This is a genomic window from Ornithinimicrobium cerasi (assembly GCF_003702705.1).
Taxonomy (GTDB): Bacteria; Actinomycetota; Actinomycetes; order Actinomycetales; family Dermatophilaceae; genus Ornithinicoccus; species Ornithinicoccus cerasi.
Genome location: NZ_QZMN01000002.1, coordinates 16,994 through 40,252, shown reverse-complemented (window position 1 = coordinate 40,252; position 23,259 = coordinate 16,994). Strand labels below are relative to the sequence as shown.

The following is a 23,259-nucleotide window of genomic DNA, read 5'->3' as shown; positions in this document are numbered from 1 at the left end:
TGCCGTATGGACCCGACCCTGCTGTCCAACATCGCGCTCGTGCTGGTCTTCGTCCTGGTGGGCGGGGTGTTCGCGGCGACCGAGATGGCCATCGTGTCGCTGCGCCCCAGCCAGGTCGACGACATCGAGCGGTCCGGCGCGCGCGGGCAACGGATCGCGCGGCTCGTGCGGGACCCCAACCGGTTCCTGTCGGCGGTGCAGGTGGGGGTGACGGTCGCCGGCTTCTTCTCCTCCGCGTTCGGGGGTGCGACGCTCGCGCCGTACGTGTCCCGGTGGCTGGAGTCGCTGGGGACCGACGAAGGGCTGGCCGGGCCGATGGCGCTGGTGGCGATGACGCTGGCCATCGCCTACCTCTCGCTCGTGCTCGGCGAGCTGGTGCCCAAGCGGCTGGCGATGCAACGCTCGACGGGCTTCACGCGCCTGCTCGCGCCGCCCCTGGGAGTCTTCGCCACCGCGCTGCGACCGGTGATCTGGCTGCTGTCGGTGTCGACGAACGCGGTCGTGCGGCTGCTCGGCGGCGACCCGGAGGCGACCAACGAGAAGATGTCGATCGAGGAGCTGCGACGGGTCGTCGAGGACAACCGCGACCTGCGCCCCTACAGCCGGCAGATCCTGGCGGACGTGTTCCGGGCCTCGGAGCGCACCCTGGGGGACGTGCTGCGCCCCCGGCCCGACGTGCAGTTCGTCCGTGCTGAGCAGACGGTCGAGGAGCTCGAGGACTTCCTCCGCACGTCCTCGCACAGCCGTTACCCGGTCCTCGGCGAGACCGTCGACGACGTGCTCGGGTTCGTGCACGTGCGGGACCTCCTGACCATCGACGACGCCCTGCGGGCCGAGGTGCGGGTGGGCGACCTCGTACGGGAGATCACCGCGCTGCCGGTGACCAACGCGGTGCTGCCGACGCTGAAGCTGCTGCGCGACGGCCAGCAGCACCTGGCGCTCGTCGTCGACGAGCACGGGGGCACGGAGGGCATCGTGACGATCGAGGACCTCGTCGAGGAGCTGGTCGGCGAGATCTACGACGAGTACGACACCGACCCCGACCCGGAGGACTCGCTCGTCCGCGAGGGGGGCACCGCCCGGGTCTCCGGCGGGCTCATCGTCGAGGAGCTCGAGGACGCGCTGGAGGTCCGCCTTCCCCACGGCGGCTACGAGACCGTGGCGGGCCTCGTCCTCGACCGCCTCGGCCGCGTCGCCGAGGTCGGGGACGAGGTCGAGGTCCCGGGCGTGCGGCTGCGGGTGGTGGCGATGGAGGGTATGCGGATCCGCGAGATCGAGGTCACGCGCGAGCCGGGCTGACCCGCCCCGGGAGGCGTCAGACCAGCCAGACGGTGGTGTCCGTCGGGACACCCCGGCCCACGAGCGGCCCGCTGGCGACCAGCACCTCGGCGCCGTCCGGGACGCACACCGGCCCGGCACCCAGGTTCGTGAGGACCGTGACCGGGGGGCCGTCCTCACGGGCGTTGACGAACGCGACCACGTCCTCGCCGTAGCCCTCGGCCCAGGTCAGACCACCCACCCCGAGGTCGTGGGTACGGCGCAGGTGCAGCATCGTCCGGTAGAGCTCGAGCGTCGACCCAGGGACACCGCGCTGCCGGTCGGCAGCCAGCGGCCCGTAGCCCAGCGGTTGGGGGAGCCAGGTGCCGACGCCCTCCGGCGTGCCGAAGCCGTAGCTGGGCCGGTCCGCCTCCCAGGGCAGCGGCACCCGACACCCGTCCCGGCCGATCTCCTCGCCCCCGGTGCGCAGGAACGCCGGGTCCTGCCGCACGTGGTCGGGCAGCGCGGTGGCGTCGGGGAGCCCCAGCTCCTCCCCGTTGTAGAGGTAGGCCGACCCGGGCAGGGCGAGCATCAGCGCGGTCGCCGCACGGGCCCTGCGCAGTCCCAGGTCGGCGTTGGGCTGACGGCTCGCGGGACCGATGCCGTTGGGGCGGCGCGCCCCGACCGGCAGGCCCAGCCGCGAGGCGTGGCGGACCACGTCGTGGTTGGAGAGCACCCAGGTCGTCGGCGCGCCGACCGCGTCCGCCGCCGCGAGCGACTCGTCCACGACCGCGCGCAGGTCCTCCGCCCGCCAGGCGCACTCGAGGAAGTGGAAGTTGAACGCCTGGTGCATCTCGTCCGGCCGGGCGTAGCGCGCGGTGCGTTCCTGGGTCGGCAGCCATGCCTCGGCGCACAGGATGCGGTCCTCGCGCGGGTCACCCTCGGGGTTGTAGGTGTCGAGCAGTGCCCGCCAGCCGCGGTAGATCTCGTGGACCCCCTCCTGGTCCCACATCGGCCCGAGGTTGGCGTGGGCCGCCTCGCCCTCGCTCCCGGCCATCACCGCCCGCTCGTCCCAGTCCGGCATCTGCGGGTCCTTGACGAGCGAGTGCGCCACGTCGACGCGGAAACCGGCCACCCCCCGGTCCAGCCAGAACCGCAGGATGTCCAGGAACTCCGCCACGACCTCCGGGTGCTCCCAGTTCAGGTCGGGCTGCTTGTCGTCGAAGAGGTGCAGGTACCACTGGCCGGCCGTCCCGTCCGGCTCGCTCACCCGCGTCCACGCCGGGCCGCCGAACACCGACCGCCAGTTGTTCGGCGGGAGTGCGCCGTCCGGCCCGGTGCCCTCGCGGAAGTGGTAGCGCGCACGCTCCGGCGAGCCCGAGCCGGCCGCCAGCGCGTCCTGGAACCACCGGTGCTCGTCGCTGGTGTGGTTGGGCACGAGGTCGACGATGACCCGGATGCCGAGCTCCCGGGCGCGGGACAGGAGGGCGTCCGCGTCCGCCAGCGACCCGAGGAGGGGGTCGACGTCGCGGTAGTCCGCGACGTCATACCCCGCGTCCGCCATGGGGGAGACGTAGAACGGGCTCAGCCAGAGCGCGTCGACCCCCAGGTCGGCCAGGTGCGGGAGCCGGGAGGTGATCCCCGGGAGGTCGCCGACGCCGTCGCCGTCGCCGTCGGCGAAACTGCGCGGGTAGACCTGGTAGATCACGGCGTGCCGCCACCAGGGGGCGTCGTGCGAGAGGGGTCCGTGAGGGGTCGCGGGAGTCACGGGAGACCAGGGTATGTCGTGCGCGCTCAGTCCTCGAACGCGTTGACCATCGCCTGGGCGGCGTGCGCCATGTAGGCCCGCATCTGGTGCTCGTCCAGGGAGTCCAGGCGGTCGGAGATGGTGTCGATGGCGGCGTTCATGTGCCGCAGCCACCGGTCGCGCTGGTCGGGCGTGACCTTGTACGGGACGTGGCGCATGCGCAGGCGCGGGTGGCCGCGCTGCTCGGAGTAGGTGGTGGGGCCGCCCCAGTACTGCTCGAGGAACATCCGCAGGCGGACCTCGGCCGGGCCGAGGTCGGCCTCCGGGTAGAGCGCCTTGAGGGGTTCGTCGGTGGCGACGCCGCGGTAGAACTCGCGCACCAGGATCACGAAGGTCTCGTGGCCGCCGACGCGTTCGTAGAAGGTCGGGCCGCTGTCGGGGAGAGGGGAGCTCACCGCCCCAGTGTCTCAGGGCTGCGCGTCGGGGACGTCGTCCGGGCGGAAGGCGAGGACCTGCAGCAGGGGCTGGTCCGGCACCGGCGCCAGGGTCACGGCCAGCCGACCCGACCGCTCGCCGGCCGGGCGCGCCTGGTCACGCTGGCGCAGGACGGCCTCGGGGAGCTCGGTGCCCGCGGTGAGGGCGTCGGTGCCCACCCGCGGGAACGCCCGGCCCCGGTCGGCCGAGAGGAGGGTGGCGGGGACGCCGGGCCGGGGGTCGTCGGAGACGACGACGTACTTCCAGCTCCAGGGGTCCACCGGGGTCGCGGCGGACCCCTCCGCGGACGCAGCCGCGGCGAGGTCGGGCACGGGCAGGTCGTGCGGGTGCCCGTCGCCCGGCACCTGCCAGGCGGCGGCCGCGGTCATGCCCGGGATGTCGGGCAGGTCGACCGGGAGCGGCGTCGGCAGGGCGGCGCCCCGGGGTTCGACGGGGGTGCCCGGCGTGACGTGGACGGACCAGGCCCCGGGGAGGGCGGCATCCTCGCCGACCGAGACGACGACGGTGCGCGCCCCCTCGTCCGGGGGGAGGACGTCCGGGGGAAGCTCGAGCGTCCGCGTCGCTCCCTCGCGCCCGGCGTGCCAGAAGCCGTCCCGCAGGTCGGGGTCCTGGTCGGCCCAGTCCGGCTCGTCGGCGAGGTCACCGTCGTCGGTGACGACGCGGCCGTCGACGGAGACCCGCAGCAGCCCCGGCCCGCCGGCCCACAGCTCCAGCCGTGAGCCCGCCGTCAGCTCCACCATGGCCACCCGGACCGAGCGCCCGCCATGACGGACGGGGATGGTCGTGGAGTCCAGGGCGACCGCAGCCGGGGCGGGAGGGGGCGGCGGCAGGACCCGCCCGGTGCGCAGCGGTGCGCCGTAGAGCTCGAGGTAGATGCCCAGCGTGGCTCCCCCCTCGCGCGGCAGGTCGCCCTCCCACTCGTGCTCCGGCGTGGGGTGGTCCTCCGGACCCGCGGGCGGGAGGGGGGTCAGCCGGGTCACCGCGGGGGTGCCGTCCCGGGCCGCGCACGGCAGCGAGACGTCTCCCTCGTCGAAGGTGAGGGTGAGGGCCGGCGACCGCACCGCCGGGTCCGCCAGCTCCGGCAGGTCGCACCACAGCACCCCCCACCGCGTGCCCCCCGTGCTCCACCCCGCTCCGAGCCGCAGCCAGCCGGTGGGCTCCTCGTAACCGATCTCCACCGTGTCCGTCAGGCGCATCCCGTCGACGCCGACCGGCGGCGTGCCGTCGTTCCCCAGGATCCAGCCGCGGCCGACGAGCTCCAGCCCGAGGTGGGGGCCCGGCTGGGTCAGCCCCACCGTCTCGGGGGCCGGGTCGTCGGGAGCCGCCACCAGCCCCAGGGCCAGGGCCAGGATGAGCATGCCGGCCAGGACGAGGAGCGAGCGTGCCAGGGGCGGCCCCGGGCGCCCGCCGTGGTGCCCGGCGCCCCGTGCGTGCGGCGACGGGCTCGCCATACCTCAGTATGCCTCCGCACGCACGGCCCCAGGGCGACGGCTCGTCCGGCGCTCACCACCTCAGGACGGCCAGCTCGAACCCCTCCTCCCAGCCCTCCACCTCGACGACGAGCTCGACGCCGGAGCGCTCGGTCCAGACGTCGACCCTGGAGACCACGTGGGCGTCGGTCCAGGTCGACCACCAGCCGTCGTGCGCGGGCGCGAGGTGGGTCAGCGGTTCGCCGTCCGCCAGCACCCGTAGGCGCCCCCGCCCCCGGGTCGTGACCTCCAGGGTCGTCCCCGCGCCCTGGTGGCGCCCCTCGAGCAGGAAGGTGCCGTCGGGTCGGCGCTCGGGCACCGCCACGGGGGACGGTCCGCCGGTGCCGTGGCCACCCATGGGCGAGGGCTCGCCCACCCTCCACGAGGTGGGCAGCAACGGGGCCCCGGACATGTCGAAGTCCTCGTAGGGCACCGGCAGGTAGGCCAGGACGGCGGCGGGAGGGTGGCCGGGGACGGCGGGCAGGCGGAGGGTCAGCGCGTCGTCGGGGAGCGGACCGCCGGGCCCGGGCGCACCGGTGACCTGCCACGGCCCGAGCCCCCAGGCCAGGTGCTCGGCGATCCCCGACCCGGTGGGGAAGAGGGTCGCCCGCCCGCCCAGCGTGACGGATCCCAGCCCCAGCTCGTCGAAGACGTCCTCGCCAGTGCCCCCGGGTGCGGCGACCACCAGCTTCGTGAGGTCCCCCGCCGGCGCCTCCACCGGGTGCGGGACGCCGTCCTGAGGGACCTGCCAGGAGCCGGCGAGGCGGACGCCGCCGATCTGCTCGGGACCGGAGCCGGGGTCGACGGCGCCGTCGCCGGCGCGTCCGGGTCGCAGGGCCAGGTCGGGCCCGGGCGTCGCCCGCGGCGTGGAGTCGCTGACCTGGACCTGCCAGCGGGCCGTCGCGTCCGGCGGGGAGAGCGCCGCCGTCACGGTGACCTCGCGGCGCTCGCCCGGGGGCGGCCGGAGGGCGTCGGGCAGCGGGAAGGTCCGCGCCTGGTCCGGGGTGCCGACGACCCACCTGCCCTCGCGCAGCGAGGGGTCCTGGGTGCGCCACAGGGCGGGCGGCGGGTTGAGGTACCTCGCCCGGAGGTCGCCGTCGTCGGTGAGGCGGACGTCGTCCACGACGACGCCCAGGGCGGCGGACGAGCCGGCCCACACGGTCAGGGTGCTGTCGTGCCCCACCTCCACCACGCGCGCGTGCACCGGGCCCTCCCAGCCCTGCATGACGACGTCGGCCGCGGTGACGGCCGCGGATCCGTCGGCCACGGGAGGTTCCGGCTGGGTGCCCTGCCGGCGGGTCACCGACCAGGGGTCGGTCTCCCCGTAGACGGCCAGGGTCGCCGTGCCCCGGCCCGGCAGGTCACCGCTCCACGCCACCGGGACGTCGCCCGCCAGGCCGATCGGAAGCGCGGTCAGGCGGGTGGGGCTGGGGGTCGTGGTCCGGCCCGTGCAGGCCAGCACCACCGGTCCGCCGTCGAGGTCGAGCGTGAGCTCGGGGACGACGAGGTGGTCGTCGTCGACGGCGGGCAGGTCGCACCACAGCACGCCCCACCGGGCGTAGCCGGAGGCGCCCGCGAAGCCGCTCAGGTCGAGCGGGTCCCGGGGGTGCCGGTAGTCGATGGTCAGGATGTCGGCCAGCCGCAGCCCCTCGGCGCTGCGCGGCGGGTCGCCCTCCTCGTCCAGGACGAGGTCCGGCGGCGCCGGGCCGGTGCCCGGCGGGAGGTGAGGCGTCGCACCACCCCCGGGCGTCTCCGGCGGGTCCTGCGGCCAGGTCAGCGCGGCGACCGTGCCGGCGCCGAGCACGGCCACGGCGGTCGCGCCGGCCAGCCACCGGCGCGGGTGCCGCAGCCGGCTGCTGGGGTATGGCGTCGCCCTCCCCACCGTCGTCGCGTCCGTCGGGAGCCGGTCGAGGAGGGCCCGGACCACCTCGTGGTCCGGGCGGGCGTGCCGGTCGGCGACCGCGCGGAGGGCCTCGCCGAGCTCCGGCACGGTCTCGACGAGGCGGCGCACGCGTCGCTCGGGCACCCGGGCCGTGCGTGCCGCGTCGCCGAGCGGCACGTCCTCGGTGAGGTGGAGGACCAACGCGGCGCGCTGCCGGGGCGGGAGGTCGTGCAGCAGGTCGCCGACGTCCGAGGGTGCGTCGGTCACGGCCAGGCGGTCCCGTGCGCCGGTCCTCCCGCTGCGCCGGTGCGCCCGCACCAGCCGTCGGCGGAGCTCCTCGAGCGCAGGGGGGCGGGGGCCGGCCGCGCCCTGGAGAACCTCGGCCACGAGGGCCTCCGCCACGGCGGGCTGACCGGTGAGCATCACCGCCGTCCGCTGCAGGGCGGGGCCATGGGCCCGCACGAGCGCCTCCCCCGACGCCTGCGTGACCGACACCCCTGTCATGCACCCATCGTGTCACCCCGGCGGCGCCGGCGGCCGGAGCCTAGGTCCTCGGCCCCGGGAAGGGCGCCACCACCGGACCGCGGATCCCGGCCTTCTCGAAGGCTCGGATGGCGCGCTCGCGCACCTCGCGCGGGACGGCGTACTGCTCGCCCGGACGGGTCTTGGCGAAGATGCGCACCGTCATGGTGCCGCCGGTGACCGACTCGACGCCCGCCACGGTCGGCACCTCCAGGAGCGAGGTCGCCCAGGTCTCCTCCGCGTGGACCTCCTCGACGATCTCGCGGAGGATCGCGATGACGCGCTCCGGGTTCTCGTCCGAGGCGACCGGGATGTCGATGGTCGCCATCGCCCAGCCCTGGCTGCGGTTGCCGATGCGGATGATCTCGCCGTTGCGGATGAACCACACCACCCCGCTGGCGTCCCGCAGCCGGGTGACCCGCAGGGTGACCTCCTCCACCGTCCCCGTCGCCTCCCCGGTGTCGATCACGTCGCCGACGCCGTACTGGTCCTCGATGATCATGAAGATCCCGGAGAGGAAGTCCTTGACGAGGGACTGGGCGCCGAACCCCAGCGCCACGCCGCCGACGCCCGCCGAGGCGAGCAGCGGCGCCAGCGGCAGCCCCAGCTCGGCCATGACGGTGAGCAGCGCGACCGTGGCGATGACGAAGGTGGTGACGCTGCGCAGGAGGGAGCCCATGGTCAGCGCGCGCTGGCGGCGCCGCTCGGCGGCCACCCCGGTGGCCCGCGCCAGCATCCGCTCGAAGCTGGAACGCTCGTGGTCGTCGGCCCGCTCCACGGCGTTGTCGACGACCGTCCGGACGGCCCGGTGGACGACCCACCGGATCAGCAGGGCGCCGACGACGATGAGGACGATGCGCAGGGGAGGGCCCAGGAGCCAGTCGACCGTGCTGTCCCAGCTCGTGAAGGGGGTGGTGAGGCGCGGCATACCCGCCATTGTCCAGGCTCGCGCGGGCGGGATGCTGGACGCGGCCGCGCGGCCTGTCAAAATGGTCGGCGTCCCTCCCCGCGCCCGCCCCCGACCGCTTTGCGAAAGGTCCTCCTCGTGACCGCTCTGACCCCCCGCCTGACCGAGCTCGCCGCAGCGTACGGCGTGGCCACCGAGTTCTGGGACTGGCAGGGTCGGCACACCGAGGTGCCGTCCGAGACCGTGCTGGCCGTGCTGGGCGCCCTCGGCGTCGAGGCGGGGACCCCGGATCAGGTCGAGGCGGCGCTCGCGGAGGTGGAGGAGCGGCCCTGGCGCGGGGTGCTGCCCCCGTTCGCCGTGGCGGTCGAGGGGGAGCGGCCCGAGGTGGCGGTGCACGTCGCGGAGGGCGACGCCTTCTCCGCCCGGGTGGTGCTCGAGGACGGGACGGCGCTCGACCTCGGGGCCCTGGCCAGGCCGCGCGAGGACCGCGACGTCGACGGGACCACCGTGGCCCGCGTCCACCTGGACCTGGGCGAGGAGCTGCCGCTGGGGTGGCACGCGGTCGAGGTGACCTGCGGCGGGCAGGTCCACCGGATGCCGCTCGTCGTCACCCCGGGCACGCTGGCGCTCCCGGAGGGCCTGACCGCCGACGGGGCGCAGAGCTGGGGTCTGATGACGCAGCTCTACGCCATGCGCTCCGCCGAGTCGTGGGGGATGGGCGACCTCGCGGACCTCGGTGACGCCGGTGCCTGGGCTGCGGGGCTCGGCGCGGACTTCGTCCTGGTCAACCCGCTGCACGCGGCGGAGCCGGTGCCGCCGATCGAGCCCTCGCCCTACCTGCCGACGAGCCGACGGTTCGTCTCGCCGCTGTACATCCGGGTCGAGGACGTGCCCGAGGTCGGTTACCTCTCGGCGGCCGAGCGTCAGCTGGTGGAGTGGCACTCCGACGACGCCAAGCGCTACCTCGACCTGGAGTTCCTCGAGCGGGACGCGGTGTGGATGGCCAAGGAGGCCGCGCTGCGGATGATCTTCCGGCAGCGGCGCTCGCTGCGGCGCGACCGCGCCTTCCACGCCTTCGTGGAGCGCGAGGGGCAGGGCCTGGTCGACTTCGCCACCTGGTGCTCGCTGTGCCAGGTGCACGGCTCCTGGTGGGGGCAGTGGCCGGTGGAGCTGCAGGACCCGCGGAGCGCGGCGGTCGAGTCGTTCCGGGAGAAGTGGTCGGAGGAGGTGGAGTTCCACTGCTGGCTGCAGTGGATCCTCGACGAGCAGCTCGCCCGGGTGCAGCGCGACCTCGTCGACACGGGGATGTCGATCGGGATCGTCTCCGACCTGGCCGTCGGCGTGCATCCCGACGGCGCGGACGCATGGGGGCTGGGCGACGCCCTGGCGCGGGGCGTGACCGTGGGGGCTCCGGCCGACCAGTACAACCAGATGGGCCAGGACTGGAGCCAGCCGCCGTGGCGCCCGGACAAGCTGGCCGAGCTGGGCTACGCGCCCTACCGGGACATGGTGCGCGCCGCGCTCCGGGACAGCGGCGGGCTGCGCGTGGACCACGTGATCGGGTTGTTCCGGCTGTGGTGGATCCCGCAGGGGCTCAAGCCGTTCCAGGGCACGTACGTGCGCTACGACCACGACGCGATGATCGGGATCCTGCTGCTCGAGGCGCACCGCGCGGGGGCCGTGGTCATCGGGGAGGACCTCGGCACGGTCGAGCCGTGGGTGCGGGACTACCTGCGCGAGCGCGGTGTCATGGGTACCTCGATCCTGTGGTTCGAGCGTGACTGGGACGGTGACGGGGGGCTGCTCGACCCCGAGGACTGGCGGGAGCTGTGCCTGGCCACCGTCACGACCCACGACCTGCCGCCCACCGCGGGCTACCTCGAGGGTGTGCACATCGACCTGCGCCACCGTCTCGGGCTGCTGGAGCGGTCCCTGGAGGAGGAGCTGGCCGAGGACGAGAGCTCGCGCCAGGAGGTGCTGGCGGACCTGCGCCGGCGCGGCCTGCTGCGCGAGGGGGCGAGCGTCCTGGAGCAGGTCGAGGCGCTGCACGCGTTCCTGACGCGCACGCCGGCCAAGCTCATCGGGGTGAGCGTCAGCGACCTGGCCGGTGACAAGCGGGTGATCAACCAGCCGGGCACCGACGAGGAGTACCCCAACTGGCGGGTCCCCCTCGCCGGCCCGGACGGCGAGCGCGTGCTCCTGGAGGAGCTGTTCACCTGGCGCTCCGCCCGCCGCCTGGCCCGCGCGGTCGCCCCCGACTGACAGGTCGGGAGTCGGCGGGCACGGCCCGCTCACCTGAGTGGGCCGTGCGCGGCATACCCCTGCGGAACGGGCACGACCCACTCACCTGGGCGGGTCGCGCCCGGCCGGGTGGTCAGCGTGCGGCGTCGACCGCCTGGGCCTTGAGGGCACGTGCGACGGCGTCCCGGTTCTCGGCGACCGTGCGGCGCAGCGAGTTGGACACGTCGGGGTGGTCGGCGAGCCACCGCTCGGAGGCCTCCAGCAGCTCCGGGGAGGCGACGGCCAGCGGGTAGAACCCGACGGCCAGCGACTCGGCGATGTGGTGGGTGCGCTCGTCCCAGACCTTCTCGATCACCTGGTGGTAGCGGTCCACGTACGGCTCGAGGAGCGCGGCGTCGTGCGGCGCCCAGCCGAAACCGAGCGCCGTGGCGGCGAGCACCGCGTTCGACAGCCCGTCCTTCTCCACCGCGGACACCCACGCGGCCTCCCGCGCCTCGGCGGTCGGCCGTACGGCATGGGCCCGGGCGGCCTTCTCCCGGCCGGTGGCCGTGTTGTCCCGCTCCTGCTCGGCGGCGATCTCGGGCTCGTCCGCCGCCCCGGCGGCCGCCAGCGAGTTGAGCAGCGTCCACCGCATGTCCTGGTCGACGGTGAGCCCCTCGAGCACCTCGTCCCCGGTGAGCAGGCCGCGCACCAGCGCGACGTCCGCCTCCGAGCGGGCCAGCGCGGCGAACGCGGTGACCAGCTGCAGCTGCGCGTCGCTGCCCGCCGCCGCACCCTCGGACGCCGACCGCAGGCCGGCCGTCAGCTCGGCCACGACCCCCGCGCGGTGCGCCGGGGCGGTGTAGGTCAGGGCCGCGCTCGTGACCTGCTGGACGAGGACCCGCAGGAGGGTCGAGTCGGTCTCGCCGGGCAGCGCGGTGAGCACGAGCCGCACGTAGTCGGTGGCCGGCATCTCCCCGTCGCGGGTCATGTCCCAGGCGGCCCCGAGCACCAGCGCCCTCGCCAGCGAGTCGTCGAAGGAGCGGATGTGCTGCAGCGCCGTCGCCAGCGACCGCTCGTCCAGCCGGATCTTGGCGTAGGCGAGGTCGTCGTCGTTGACGAGCAGCAGCGCGGGCATCGGCGTGCCGACCAGCTCGGCCACCTCGGTGCGCTCCCCGTCGACGTCCAGCTCGACGCGCCGCACCCGCCGGAGGGCACCGCCCTCGAGCTCGTAGGCTCCGACAGCGAGCCGGTGCGGACGGAGGGTCGGGTGCGACCCCGGCGCCGTCTGCACGACCGCCAGCGAGGAGATCGTGCCGTCCTCGGCGACCTCGACCTCGGGCGCCAGAGTGTTGACCCCGGCCGTCTCGAGCCAGACCTGCGACCACTGCGACAGGTCCCGTCCGGACGTCGTCTCCAGCTCGGCGAGCAGGTCGGCCAGCGTGGTGTTGCCCCACGCGTGCTTGTGGAAGTACGCCCTCAGCCCGTCGCGGAACGGCTCGCGACCGACGTAGGCCACGAGCTGCTTGAGAACCGAGGCGCCCTTGGCGTAGGTGATGCCGTCGAAGTTCACCTCCACCGCGGCGAGGTCGACCATGTCGGCCGCCACCGGGTGGGTGGAGGAGAGCTGGTCCTGGCGGTAGGCCCAGGCCTTCTCGGCCGTCCCGAAGGTCGTCCAGGCGTCCTTCCACTCGGTCGCCTCGGCCTGGCAGGCGGTCGAGCTCCACTCGGCGAACGACTCGTTGAGCCACAGGTCGTCCCACCAGCGCATCGTCACGAGGTCGCCGAACCACATGTGGGCCAGCTCGTGCAGGATCGTCAGCGCGCGCCGCTCGACGATGGCCTCGGTGACCTTGGACCGGAAGACGTAGTTCTCGACGATGGTCACGCACCCGGCGTTCTCCATCGCCCCCATGTTGTACTCGGGAGTGAAGATCTGGTCGTACTTGGTGAACGGGTAGGCCTGGTCGAACTCCTCCTCGAAGAAGGCGAAACCCTTCTTCGTCACGTCGAGGATGTTGTCCGCGTCGAGGTAGGGACGCAGGCTGCGGCGGCAGAAGACCCCCAGCGGCACCTCCCCGGCCCGGGTGGTGACCGAGTCGCGCACGACGTCGTAGGGCCCGGCGACGAGCGCGGTGATGTAGGAGGAGATCCGCGGGGTGCTCGGGAAGCGCCACAGCGCGACGTCGCCGCCGTCCACGTTCGCGGCGTCCGGGGCCGGCTCCGGCTCGGGGGTCGGCTCGTTGGAGATGACCTGCCAGTGGGCCGGGGCCGTCACCGAGAAGGTGAACGTCGCCTTGAGGTCGGGCTGCTCGAACACGGCATACATGCGCCGGCTGTCCGGGACCTCGAACTGGGTGTAGAGGTAGACCTCGCCGTCCGCCGGGTCGACGAACCGGTGCAGGCCCTCCCCGGTGTTCATGTAGGCCCCGGTGGCCTCCACGGTCAGCTCGTTCTCGCCGGCCAGGTCGGTCAGCGCGATGCGCCCGTCCGCGACCACCTCGGCGGGGTCGAGCTGTCGACCGTTGAGGAGGACGGAGCGGACGGAGGGCCCGACGAAGTCGATCCACGAGCTCGCACCGGGCTCCGCGCAGGTGAACCGCACGGTGCTGCGCGTGCCGAACGTCTCCGCCCCCTGCGTCAGGTCCAGCGCGACGTCGTAGGACTGTGTCGCGAGGAGCTGCGAACGCTGCGTCGCCTCGTCGCGGGTCAGGTTCGTGCCGGGCATGCGGGTGCCTCCTGGGGCTGGGGTCCGGTCTGCAGTCGTCGGGGCGCGCGCACGCGGGCGCGCCGCGGTCCAGGGTATGTCGTGGAGCCGGGTTCGGCGGCACCGGTGACCGGGTGCCACGATGGGCGGCATGACCGATGCCACCACCCCCACCGCCCCGACGACCGGCCGCAGCACCGCCGAGATGTTCTTCGACCCCGTGTGCCCGTGGGCCTGGATGACCTCCCGCTGGATGATGGAGGTCGAGCAGGTCCGTGACCTGGACGTCACCTGGTCGGTGATGAGCCTGTCGGTCCTCAACGAGGGCCGCCACCTCGACGAGGGCTACCGCGAGATGCTCGACCGCTCCTGGGCTCCGGTGCGCACCATCGTCGCCGCGACGAAGGACCTCCCCGAGGAGGAGGCAAACCAGCTGCGCAAGAGGATGTACGACGCCCTCGGCCAGCGCATCCACCTCGAGCACCGTGGCACCGAGCACCTGGGCCAGCTCATCGCGGAGGTCGTCGACGAGCTCGGGCTGGACCCGGCGCTCAACGAGGTGCACACGACGACCGACGTCGACGAGCAGCTGCGCGCCAGCCACCAGCGGGCCATCGACCTCGTCGGCGACGACGTCGGCACCCCGGTCGTGGCCGTGGACGGGGTCGCGTTCTTCGGCCCGGTCGTGACCCCCGCCCCCAAGGGTGAGGACGCGGGCCGGCTCTGGGACGGCTGCGTCCTCGTCGCCGGCACCCCCGGCTTCTTCGAGATCAAGCGCACCCGTAGCACGGGGCCGGACTTCAGCTGAGCGGCAACCCGCGGTCCCGACGTACCCCACCTCACACCCAGGAGCATCCCGATGCGTGTCCACCTCGGCGGCGACCACGCCTCCTTCGACCTGCAGCGCGACCTCGTGAGCTGGCTCGCCGAGCAGGGCCACGAGGTCCTCGACCACGGCCCGCTCACCTACGACGCCCTCGACGACTACCCCGTGTTCGTGCTGCGTGCGGCCGAGGCCGTCGCCGCGGACCCGGACAGCCTGGGGGTGGTTCTCGGGGGGTCGGGCAACGGCGAGCAGATGGCCGCCAACAAGGTCGCCGGGATCCGCGCGGCGCTCGCCTACGACCCCGAGCTCGCCCGGCTGGCGCGCGAGCACAACGACGCCCGCGTGGTGTCGGTGGGCGCCCGCATGCACTCCGTCGAGGAGGCGCGGTCCATCGTCGACACCTTCCTGAGGACCCCGTTCTCCGGTGACGAGCGGCACCAGCGGCGCATCGACATGATGAGCGCCTACGAGCAGCACGGGACGCTCCCGCCCCTGCCCTGACGGGCGGGCCCGGCCCCCTCACCCGCACGAGCCCCCCGCGCCGAGCTGGCACGGGGGGCTCGTGGCCACCGGGTCTCAGGCCCCGGCGAAGTCGTCGTCCTTGCCGTCGAGCCCGTCGAGTCCTTCGCGGACGTGCTCGCCGCCCCGGTCCAGGTGCTCGTCGAAGCGACCCCCGGTCCGCTCGCTCACGGCGTCCGAGGCGTTGTCGAGGCCGGTGTCGATCCGGTCCGCGTGCTGGTCGACCCCCTCGGTCACCCGGTCGCCGTGCTGCTCCCAGGTGTCGGCGGCCCGTTCGTCGAGGTCGGTCTTGTCCAGCATGCCGTCGGCATGGCCCTTGGCCTTGTCCAGGAAACCGTCCATCGTGCGATGTCCTCTCTGCAGGTCACCGGGCCGGCGGCTGCCGGTCCGGGGTCCCCAGCCCAGCACAGGCCCCGCCGCCTGTCCACCGCTACCCCAGGAGGCGCCAGGTCACCTCGACCACGGCCACGAGCTCCTGGTCGGCCGGGTCGACCACCGGCCCCGACGCCATGGCGAACCGGGCGTCGGCGGCTTCCTGCGGCCCCGGCACGGAGGTGCCGGCCTCCCGCACCCGGGCGACCGGGCCGAGCTCACGGCCGGCGAGCGCGGCATACTGCTCCGCCCGCTCCCGGGCGTCCTCGAAGGCACGCTCCCGCGCCTCCCGGAGGAGGCCGGCCGGCTCCGCCACCTCCTGACGCAACCCGTTGACGCCGAGCGCGTCGCCGACCGCCTCGCCGAGCCGCTGCACCAGCTCGCCGGCTGCCGACGGGTCGCCGACGCGCAGCTGCAGGGCCTGGTATGCCGTGTGCCCCACCTGGCGGCCCTGGTGGTCGTGCCGCGGGTGCACCCCGAGGCCGTGGGTCCGGGGGAGCGTCCCCGGCAGGGCCTCGTGGGCCGCGTGCGAGGCCCGCGTCAGCGCTGCCAGCGCCTCGGCCACGGTCTGGCCGTGCGCCGCGAGCTGGAGGTCGAGGACCAGGGTGTCGGGGGCGGCGGATGCCCGGCCGGTGCCGAGCACCACGACCGTGTCGTCGGTCTCCATGAGGCGGATGCTAGTGCCCGCGCTCAGCCGACGAGCAGGCCGAGCAGGTAGTCGCCGTAGCCGGACTTCCGCAGCGGCTCCGCCCGCTCGGCCAGCTCCTCGTCGCTGAGGAAGCCCAGGCGCCAGGCGACCTCCTCGGGGCAGCCGATCTTCTGACCCTGCCGCGCCTCGAGGGTGCGCACGAAGTTGGAGGCGTCGTTGAGCGAGTCGAAGGTCCCGGTGTCGAGCCAGGCGGTGCCGCGCTGCAGGATCTCGACCTGCAGCTCGCCGTCCTGCAGGTAGCGGCGGTTGAGGTCGGTGATCTCCAGCTCCCCGCGCGCCGAGGGCCGCAGGGCGCGGGCGTACTCCACGACCCGGTTGTCGTAGAAGTAGAGGCCGGGCACGGCGAAGGGGCTCCTCGGAGCCGTCGGCTTCTCCTCCAGCGAGACGGCCCGGCCCCCGTCGTCGAACTCCACCACACCGTAGGACGTCGGGTCGGAGACCCGGTAGCCGAACACTGCTGCGCCGGACAGGTTCTCGAAGCGCCGCAGCTGGGTGCCGAGCCCCGGGCCGTAGAAGATGTTGTCGCCCAGGACCAGGCAGGAGGAGTCCTGGCCCACGTGGTCCGCGCCCAGCAGGAACGCCTGGGCGAGCCCGTCGGGGGAGGGCTGCTCGGCATACGTGACGGAGATGCCGAACTGGGAGCCGTCCCCCAGCAGCCGGTGGAACTGCGGGGCCTCGTGCGGCGTGGTGATGACGAGCACGTCGCGGATCCCGGCCAGCATGAGAGTGCTGAGCGGGTAGTAGATCATCGGCTTGTCGTAGACCGGCACGAGCTGCTTGCTGATGCCCAGCGTGATCGGGTGCAGCCGGCTTCCGGTGCCCCCGGCCAGGAGAATGCCTCGCATGGGCATGACAGTACCGATCGATAGGGTTGCGGCATGCGCCGACTTCTCGTGACCGGTGGGGCCGGGTTCATCGGGTCCAACTTCGTCCACCACGTGGTGGACCGCACCGACGCCCACGTCATCGTGCTTGACAAGCTGACGTATGCCGCGTCGCCGGAGGCGCTCGCGGGTCTGCCGGGGGAGCGGGTGCGGCTGGTGGAGGGCGACGTGACCGACGCGCGCCTGGTGGACGAGCTCGTGGGGGAGCTGACCGGGGAGGACGACGCGCTGGTCCACTTCGCGGCGGAGTCGCACAACGACAACTCCCTGGACGACCCGTGGCCGTTCGTGCAGACCAACGTGGTGGGCACGTTCACGCTGCTGGAGGCGGTGCGCCGCCACGGGGTGCGCCTGCACCACGTGTCCACCGACGAGGTCTACGGCGACCTGGCGCTGGACGACCCGGGGCGGTTCACCGAGAGCACGCCCTACCGGCCCTCGAGCCCCTACTCGGCGTCCAAGGCTGGTGCCGACCACCTGGTCCGCGCCTGGGTGCGTTCGTTCGGGGTGCGCGCGACCCTGTCCAACTGCTCGAACAACTACGGGCCGTGGCAGCACGTGGAGAAGTTCATCCCGCGGCAGGTCACGAACCTGCTGGCGGGCGGCCGGGTGAAGCTCTACGGCAGCGGCGAGAACGTGCGGGACTGGATCCACGCCGAGGACCACTCCTCGGCGGTGCTGGCGATCCTGGACCGGGGTCAGGTGGGGCGGACCTACCTCGTCGGCGCGGACGGCGAGCGGTCCAACCTGCAGGTGGTGCGGCTGATCCTGGGCCTGCTGGGGCACGACCCCGACGACTTCGACCACGTGGTCGACCGCGCCGGGCACGACCTGCGCTACGCGATCGACCCCACGCGCACGCGCACCGAGCTGGGCTGGGAGCCGGCCTACCCCTCCTTCGAGGAGGGTCTGGCGCGCACCATCGACTGGTACCGCGAGCACGAGGACTGGTGGGCACCGAAGAAGGCGGCGGTCGAGGCGGCCTACGCCTCGAAGGGGCAGTGAGCGTGGGTGACCCGAGGGTCCGCCGGACGGCCGTCCCGGGGTTGCTCGTGCTGGACCTGCAGGTGCACGGGGATCCCCGGGGCTGGTTCAAGGAGAACTGGCAGCGGGAGAAGATGGTCGCCGCCGGCCTGCCCGACTTCGCCCCGGTCCAGCACTCGGTGGCGCACAACGGCCCGGCCGGGGTCACGCGCGGCTTCCACGCCGAGCCGTGGGACAAGCTCGTCTCGGTGGCGGCCGGGCGCGTCCTGGGCGCCTGGGTCGACCTGCGCGAGGGCCCGACGTTCGGGACCGTGCACACCCAGGTGCTGGACGAGGCCACCGCGGTGTTCGTGCCGCGCGGGGTGGCCAACGCCTACCAGACGCTGACCGAGGACGTCGTCTACTCCTACCTCGTCAACGACCACTGGCGACCCGACGCGTCCTACACGATGCTCAACCTGGCCGACGAGACGGTCGCCGTCCGCTGGCCCGTGCCGCTGGAGCGGGCGGTGGTCTCCGACCGGGACCGCGCCCACCCGCGCCTGGCGGAGGTGACCCCGGTGCCGCCCCGGCCGGTGCTGGTGCTGGGCGCCGAGGGCCAGCTGGGGCAGGCCCTGGTCCGGCACCTGCCCGGTGCGGTCGGCCGGGGTCGGGCCGAGCTCGACCTCGCCGATCCCGCGGCGGTCGCGTCGCTGGATCTCTCGCCCTACGACGCGGTCGTCAACGCCGCGGCCGACACGGCGGTCGACGCCGCCGAGACCGAGCAGGGGCGCAGGTCGGCCTGGGCGGTCAACGCGACCGGTGTGGCGGCCCTCGCCAGCGCCGTCAGGGAGCAGGGTCGCACGCTGGTGCACTTCTCCTCCGACTACGTCTTCGACGGCACCGGCGGCGGGGCCGGTGGGTATGCCGAGGACGCCCCCCTCTGCCCGCTGGGGGTCTACGGGCAGTCCAAGGCCGCCGGCGACCTCGCCGTGGCCGTGCTGCCACGGCACTACCTCCTGCGCACCTCCTGGGTGGTGGGCGAGGGCAGGAGCTTCGTGGCGACGATGGCCGACCTCGCGGCCCGCGGCGTCAGCCCCCGGGTCGTGGCTGACCAGGTCGGGCGGCTCACCTTCACCGACGAGCTCGCCCGAGCGACCGCGCACCTGCTCGCCGGCGGTGCGGCCTACGGCACCTACAACGTGACCAACGACGGGGAGCCCACCTCGTGGGCGGGGGTCGCGGAGCGGGTCTTCGCGGCGCTGGGCGCCGAGGTGTCGGTGACCCCCGTGAGCACCCAGGAGTATGCCGCCTCCCGCCCCGTGGACGCCCCGGCGCTGGCGCCCCGGCCGGCCCGCTCGGTCCTGTCCCTGGACAAGATCCGCGCCACCGGCTTCACGCCCGGCGACCAGTGGGAGGCCCTCGCGCGGCACCTGCGGCGGCGTCGCTGAGGGTGGGGGAGAGCGGGTGACGGGAATCGAACCCGCGTAGCCAGTTTGGAAGACTGGGGCTCTACCATTGAGCTACACCCGCAGACGTTGGTCTGCGTCCGGTCATGCAGGTCGGCGCCCTCGCTGGTGCGGAGCAGCGCGACCGAGCCGATAGTCTAGCCCTCCGTCCGACGTGCTCCCGCACGCGGTCGACGGGGTATGGCGCAGCTTGGTAGCGCGTCCGCTTTGGGAGCGGAAGGCCGCCGGTTCGAATCCGGCTACCCCGACCACCTAGCATGGTGAAACGATCCGCCGCGCCTCCGCACGTCCTGGAGCACGGCATACCCCCGAACACCCTGGAGCCCCTGCAGTGAAGAGCGCTGTCGAGAACCTGACCCCCACCCGGGTCAAGCTGACCGTCGAGGTCCCCGCCACCGACCTCAAGCCCCGCCTGGACGCGGCCTACCGCGCCATCGGCGCGCAGGTGCAGGTCCCCGGTTTCCGCAAGGGCAAGGTCCCCAACCGGATCATCGACCAGCGGTTCGGCCGCGGTGCCGTCGTCCAGGAGGCCGTCAACGAGGCCCTGCCGGAGTACTACACCCAGGCGGTCGCCGAGCACGAGCTGCGTCCGCTGGGCCAGCCCGAGGTCAACCTCACCTCCCTGCCCATGGGCGACGACCAGGACCTCGTCTTCGAGGCCGAGGTCGACGTCATCCCGGCCTTCGAGGTGCCCGACTTCACCGACCTCGCCGTCGAGGTCGCACCCACCGCGGTCACCGACGAGGACCTCGAGACCCGCATGGAGGCCCTGCGCGGCCGCTTCGCGACCCTCAAGCCGATCACCCGCAAGGCCAAGACCGGGGACCACGCCACCATCGACCTCTCTGCGCGGATCGGCGAGGACGAGATCGACTCCGTCACCGGTGTCTCCTACGAGATCGGTGCGGGCAACATGCTCGAGGGCCTGGACAAGGCGCTGCGCGGCACCAAGGCCGGCGAGACCGTGGAGTTCACCGCACCCCTCGCCGGCGGCGACCGCGCGGGCGAGCAGGCTGACGTCACGGTCACCGTGCAGTCGGTCAAGGAGCGCGAGCTTCCCGCGCTCGACGACGAGTTCGCCCAGCTGGCCAGCCCGCACGACACCCTCGAGGAGCTGCAGGCCGACCTGCGCAAGCAGGCCGAGCAGGCCGCGAAGTTCGAGCAGGGCATCGAGGCGCGGGACAAGGTCCTCGACGCGATGCTGGCCAGGGTCGACATCCCCGTGCCCCAGAACCTCGTCGAGGCCGAGGTGCACCGTCACCTCGAGGACGAGGGGCGGCTGGAGGACGACACCCACCGCGCCGAGGTGACCGAGTCGACCACCAAGGCGATGAAGACCCAGTTCCTGCTCGACGCGCTCGTCGCCCGCGACGAGATCGGGGTCGACCAGGGCGAGCTCATCGAGTACATCATGATGACCGCCCAGCAGTACGGCATGAACCCGCAGGAGTTCGCCCAGCAGATCGACCAGGGCGGCCAGGTGCAGTCCATGGTCGCCGAGGTCGGACGCCGCAAGGCGCTGGCCAACGTGCTCGAGGGTGCGACCGTCACCGACACGGACGGCACCGTGATCGACCTCGACGAGATCGACCCGGCCGACGAGGACGAGGACGACGAGGACGACCTGCTCGACGACGACGACCTGCTCGACGACGAGGAGCTCGCCGCGGACGAGACGGCCGACGAGGACGCCGACGCCGCCGAGGATCAGCCGGCGGAGGGCACCGACGAGGCTCCCAAGGCCTGAGCCGAGCACCACCACAGCGCCGCAGCGGCCCCGGTCCCCATCACGGACCGGGGCCGCTGCGGTCTGTCCGGTATCTCGCGACCGGAAACTGTCCTGTGAGTCAGATGCGTCCGACTCACAGGACAGGAAGGCGTCGTGAGTCGGAGTCCTGGACCACGACCGCAGGGTGGGTGCTGCGCCGCTCGTGGAGGGAGAGGAGGACCACCGTGACGAGGACGATGCCGACGCCCAGCCACTGCGTCCAGGTGGGGCGGGCGTCCAGGGCGAGCACCCCGACGAGGGTCGCGGTCACCGGGAAGGCCAGCTCGGCGAGCGTGGCGCGGGAGGCGGGGGTCCGCCCGAGCGCCAGGTAGTAGAGGACCATCGCCGCCAGGCCGGGGACCAGCGCCAGCAGCACGACGGACGGGACGGCGGCCGGGGGGAGCGCCAAGGGGGTGCTGGTCACCGCCGCCAGGACGCCCAGCGTCACCAGCCCGACCGTGAAACGCAGGGAGGTGAGGTCGCGGAAGCCCAGCTCGGTGCTCGCCGCCCGGCCGAGGACCGTGCCGGCCGCCCAGAGCGTCGCCGCGCCCAGCGCCAGCAGAGCCGCCTGGGCGCTGCTGACGCTGACCCGCAGCGGGTCGGCGAAGGTCAGCAGCCAGGCGCCGACGAGCGCGGGGGCGAGGAAGGCGGCATACCGGGGGCGGAGCCGCTCGCCGAGGATCACCGCGGCGAGCGCGAGGGCGACCAGGGGCTGCAGCTTCTGCAGGACCTGGGGCGTGATGGGGTCACCGACCCGGAAGGCGGCGGTGAACAGCACGGTCGCCAGCGCCGACGAGCCGGCGCCGATGACGAGCACGCACACCTTCGTGCGCACGGACGCGGCGAGGAGGCGACGGGTCGCCGGGACCAGCCACGGGCTGACGAGGAGGGCCAGGAGCAGGTGCTCCCAGAAGACGATGGTGAGGGAGGGCAGCTCGCGGGCCAGGGGACCGCGCCACAGCGCGGACAACCCCCAGAACGAGGCCGCCAGCGCCACCATCCAGGTGCGGTCCACCCGGGCGCCCGGGTCAGGAGAGGTCACCGCGTCAGCCTAGACGGCGAGGCGCTGCGCTCAGGGCGAACATCGGCGACCCGCGGGAGTGGCGCGGCGGAACCGGGCGTTAGGGTCACTGACAGGAGAGCCGGGCACCCGGCATACCCCGACAAGCGAGGGAAGACACGGCATGACGCAGGAGATCAGCATGCAGGACCGCCCCATCGCGGGCCTCGACGACCAGATCTACAACCGTCTCCTCAAGGAGCGGATCATCTTCCTCGGCTCCGACGTGCGCGACGACAACGCCAACGCCATCTGCGCCCAGCTGCTGCTGCTCTCGGCGGAGGACCCCGAGAAGGACATCTGGCTCTACATCAACAGCCCCGGCGGGTCGGTGACCGCCGGCATGGCGATCTTCGACACCATGAAGTGGATCCCCAACGACGTGTGCACCGTGGCCATGGGCCTGGCCGCCTCGATGGGGCAGTTCCTCCTCTCCGCAGGCACCCAGGGCAAGCGCTACGCCACGCCGCACGCGCGGGTGATGATGCACCAGCCCTCCGGCGGCATCGGCGGCACCGCCTCGGACATCAAGATCCAGGCCGAGCAGATGCTGCACATCAAGAAGCAGATGGCCGCGCTGATCGCCGAGCACACCGGGCAGTCGGTCGACCAGATCGAGAGGGACTCCGACCGCGACCGCTGGTTCACCGCGTCGGAGGCCAAGGACTACGGCTTCGTCGACCACGTCTACGAGCGCGCCGACGACGCGCCCAAGACCGAGTCCTGAGCCGCGACGAAAGAGAGCTGACATGACCCAGCCCAGCAACCCCTACGCCGGCGCCGCCTGGACCAGCGCGGCCCCGAGCGCCGGACGGCTCTCGGTGCCCGCGCCGAGCAGCCGCTACATCCTGCCGCAGTTCGAGGAGCGCACCTCCTACGGCATGAAGCGTCAGGACCCCTACACCAAGCTGTTCGAGGACCGCATCATCTTCCTCGGCGTGCAGGTGGACGACGCGTCCGCGGACGACGTCATCGCCCAGCTCATCGTGCTCGAGTCCCAGGACCCGGACCGCGACATCCTGATGTACATCAACAGCCCCGGTGGCTCCTTCACCGCGCTGACCGCGATCTACGACACGATGCAGTACATCAAGCCGGACGTGCAGACGTTCGTCATCGGCCAGGCCGCCTCCGCCGCCGCCGTGCTGCTGGCCGCGGGCGCCCCCGGCAAGCGGTTCGCCCTCCCCAACGCGCGGGTGCTCATCCACCAGCCGGCGCTCGCCGGTGGCGAGTACGGCCAGGCCTCGGACATCGAGATCCAGGCCAACGAGGTGCTCCGCATGCGCACCTGGCTCGAGGAGACCTGGGCCCTGCACTCGGGCCGCAGCGTCGAGCAGGTGCAGAAGGACATCGAGCGCGACAAGATCCTCACCGCCGCCGAGGCCAAGGAGTACGGCCTCATCGACGAGGTCCTCGGCTCGCGCAAGGCGTCCAGGGACAACTGACCCGGTATGCCGTGACCGTGGCCGACCGGAGCCCGTCC

The 23,259-nt window shown here is 73.4% G+C and carries 19 protein-coding genes and 2 tRNA genes; 10 read left to right on the top strand and 11 right to left on the bottom strand.

Annotated features, from left to right (window positions below):
• Positions 1–6: 6 nt before the first annotated feature.
• Positions 7–1,299 carry a hemolysin family protein gene (locus D4B81_RS02070; protein ID WP_122260881.1) on the top strand — a complete coding sequence of 431 codons (1,293 nt, stop codon included), beginning with the start codon at positions 7–9 and terminating at the stop codon, positions 1,297–1,299.
• A gap of 16 nt (positions 1,300–1,315) precedes the next feature.
• Here D4B81_RS02070 and D4B81_RS02065 read toward each other — a convergent pair whose 3' ends face one another.
• From D4B81_RS02065 to D4B81_RS02045, 5 genes are read right to left on the bottom strand one after another with little or no spacing between them, the layout of a single operon-like run.
• The gene (locus D4B81_RS02065; RefSeq protein ID WP_122260880.1) at positions 1,316–3,025 is read right to left on the bottom strand and encodes a glycoside hydrolase family 13 protein; all 1,710 of its coding nucleotides are present in this window, start codon (positions 3,023–3,025) and stop codon (positions 1,316–1,318) included.
• A gap of 26 nt (positions 3,026–3,051) precedes the next feature.
• Entirely contained in the window at positions 3,052–3,459 is a 408-nt protein-coding gene (locus D4B81_RS02060) for a globin (RefSeq protein WP_122260879.1), read from the bottom strand.
• 12 nt (positions 3,460–3,471) lie between these two features.
• Positions 3,472–4,950 carry a hypothetical protein gene (locus tag D4B81_RS02055; RefSeq protein ID WP_122260878.1) on the bottom strand — a complete coding sequence of 493 codons (1,479 nt, stop codon included), beginning with the start codon at positions 4,948–4,950 and terminating at the stop codon, positions 3,472–3,474.
• Between the two features lie 52 nt (positions 4,951–5,002).
• A complete protein-coding gene (locus tag D4B81_RS02050; RefSeq protein WP_161964960.1) occupies positions 5,003–7,354 on the bottom strand; it encodes an RNA polymerase sigma factor in 2,352 nt (783 codons plus the stop codon).
• Positions 7,355–7,394: 40 nt separating this feature from the next.
• The gene (locus D4B81_RS02045; protein WP_122260876.1) at positions 7,395–8,300 is read right to left on the bottom strand and encodes a mechanosensitive ion channel family protein; all 906 of its coding nucleotides are present in this window, start codon (positions 8,298–8,300) and stop codon (positions 7,395–7,397) included.
• A gap of 117 nt (positions 8,301–8,417) precedes the next feature.
• On the opposite strand from D4B81_RS02045, the gene malQ reads away from it, so the two are divergent.
• Positions 8,418–10,541, top strand: coding sequence for a 4-alpha-glucanotransferase (malQ, locus tag D4B81_RS02040; protein WP_122260875.1), 2,124 nt, complete (start codon positions 8,418–8,420; stop codon positions 10,539–10,541).
• A 112-nt stretch (positions 10,542–10,653) separates the two neighbouring features.
• On the opposite strand, the gene pepN is transcribed toward malQ, so the two are convergent.
• Positions 10,654–13,227, bottom strand: coding sequence for an aminopeptidase N (gene pepN / locus D4B81_RS02035; protein ID WP_122260874.1), 2,574 nt, complete (start codon positions 13,225–13,227; stop codon positions 10,654–10,656).
• 130 nt (positions 13,228–13,357) lie between these two features.
• On the opposite strand from pepN, the gene D4B81_RS02030 reads away from it, so the two are divergent.
• Positions 13,358–14,014, top strand: coding sequence for a mycothiol-dependent nitroreductase Rv2466c family protein (locus D4B81_RS02030; RefSeq protein WP_122261106.1), 657 nt, complete (start codon positions 13,358–13,360; stop codon positions 14,012–14,014).
• A gap of 51 nt (positions 14,015–14,065) precedes the next feature.
• Positions 14,066–14,533: a ribose-5-phosphate isomerase gene (locus D4B81_RS02025; protein ID WP_122260873.1), complete on the top strand. Its 468-nt coding sequence runs from the start codon at positions 14,066–14,068 to the stop codon at positions 14,531–14,533.
• A gap of 75 nt (positions 14,534–14,608) precedes the next feature.
• Here the strand turns inward: D4B81_RS02025 and D4B81_RS02020 are convergent, their stop codons facing one another.
• The 3 genes from D4B81_RS02020 to rfbA form a co-directional block, all read right to left on the bottom strand.
• Positions 14,609–14,893: an antitoxin gene (locus D4B81_RS02020; RefSeq protein ID WP_170955367.1), complete on the bottom strand. Its 285-nt coding sequence runs from the start codon at positions 14,891–14,893 to the stop codon at positions 14,609–14,611.
• An 88-nt stretch (positions 14,894–14,981) separates the two neighbouring features.
• Entirely contained in the window at positions 14,982–15,590 is a 609-nt protein-coding gene (locus D4B81_RS02015; protein ID WP_122260872.1) for an SIMPL domain-containing protein, read from the bottom strand.
• A 23-nt stretch (positions 15,591–15,613) separates the two neighbouring features.
• Positions 15,614–16,477, bottom strand: coding sequence for a glucose-1-phosphate thymidylyltransferase RfbA (gene rfbA / locus D4B81_RS02010; protein ID WP_122260871.1), 864 nt, complete (start codon positions 16,475–16,477; stop codon positions 15,614–15,616).
• Positions 16,478–16,510: 33 nt separating this feature from the next.
• Between rfbA and rfbB the strand changes: the two genes are divergently transcribed.
• Together rfbB and D4B81_RS02000 are read left to right on the top strand one after the other, a co-directional pair.
• On the top strand, positions 16,511–17,521 hold the full coding sequence (gene rfbB, locus D4B81_RS02005; protein ID WP_122260870.1) for a dTDP-glucose 4,6-dehydratase: 1,011 nt from the start codon (positions 16,511–16,513) through the stop codon (positions 17,519–17,521).
• 2 nt (positions 17,522–17,523) lie between these two features.
• Positions 17,524–18,930, top strand: a complete 1,407-nt coding sequence (locus tag D4B81_RS02000) for a sugar nucleotide-binding protein (protein ID WP_122260869.1) — start codon at positions 17,524–17,526, stop codon at positions 18,928–18,930.
• A gap of 11 nt (positions 18,931–18,941) precedes the next feature.
• Here D4B81_RS02000 and D4B81_RS01995 read toward each other — a convergent pair.
• Positions 18,942–19,012 (bottom strand) — tRNA-Gly (locus tag D4B81_RS01995).
• 110 nt (positions 19,013–19,122) lie between these two features.
• Here D4B81_RS01995 and D4B81_RS01990 point away from each other — a divergent pair.
• Both D4B81_RS01990 and tig read left to right on the top strand, forming a co-directional pair.
• A tRNA-Pro gene (locus D4B81_RS01990) sits at positions 19,123–19,199 on the top strand.
• A gap of 80 nt (positions 19,200–19,279) precedes the next feature.
• Positions 19,280–20,695, top strand: a complete 1,416-nt coding sequence (tig, locus tag D4B81_RS01985) for a trigger factor (protein ID WP_122260868.1) — start codon at positions 19,280–19,282, stop codon at positions 20,693–20,695.
• A 115-nt stretch (positions 20,696–20,810) separates the two neighbouring features.
• Here tig and D4B81_RS01980 read toward each other — a convergent pair whose 3' ends face one another.
• Entirely contained in the window at positions 20,811–21,758 is a 948-nt protein-coding gene (locus tag D4B81_RS01980; RefSeq protein ID WP_237565755.1) for a DMT family transporter, read from the bottom strand.
• 160 nt (positions 21,759–21,918) lie between these two features.
• Here D4B81_RS01980 and D4B81_RS01975 point away from each other — a divergent pair, with 160 nt between their 5' ends.
• Together D4B81_RS01975 and D4B81_RS01970 are read left to right on the top strand one after the other, a co-directional pair.
• Entirely contained in the window at positions 21,919–22,503 is a 585-nt protein-coding gene (locus D4B81_RS01975) for an ATP-dependent Clp protease proteolytic subunit (protein WP_237565754.1), read from the top strand.
• 22 nt (positions 22,504–22,525) lie between these two features.
• Entirely contained in the window at positions 22,526–23,221 is a 696-nt protein-coding gene (locus D4B81_RS01970) for an ATP-dependent Clp protease proteolytic subunit (RefSeq protein WP_122260867.1), read from the top strand.
• The last annotated feature ends 38 nt before the right edge of the window (positions 23,222–23,259 follow it).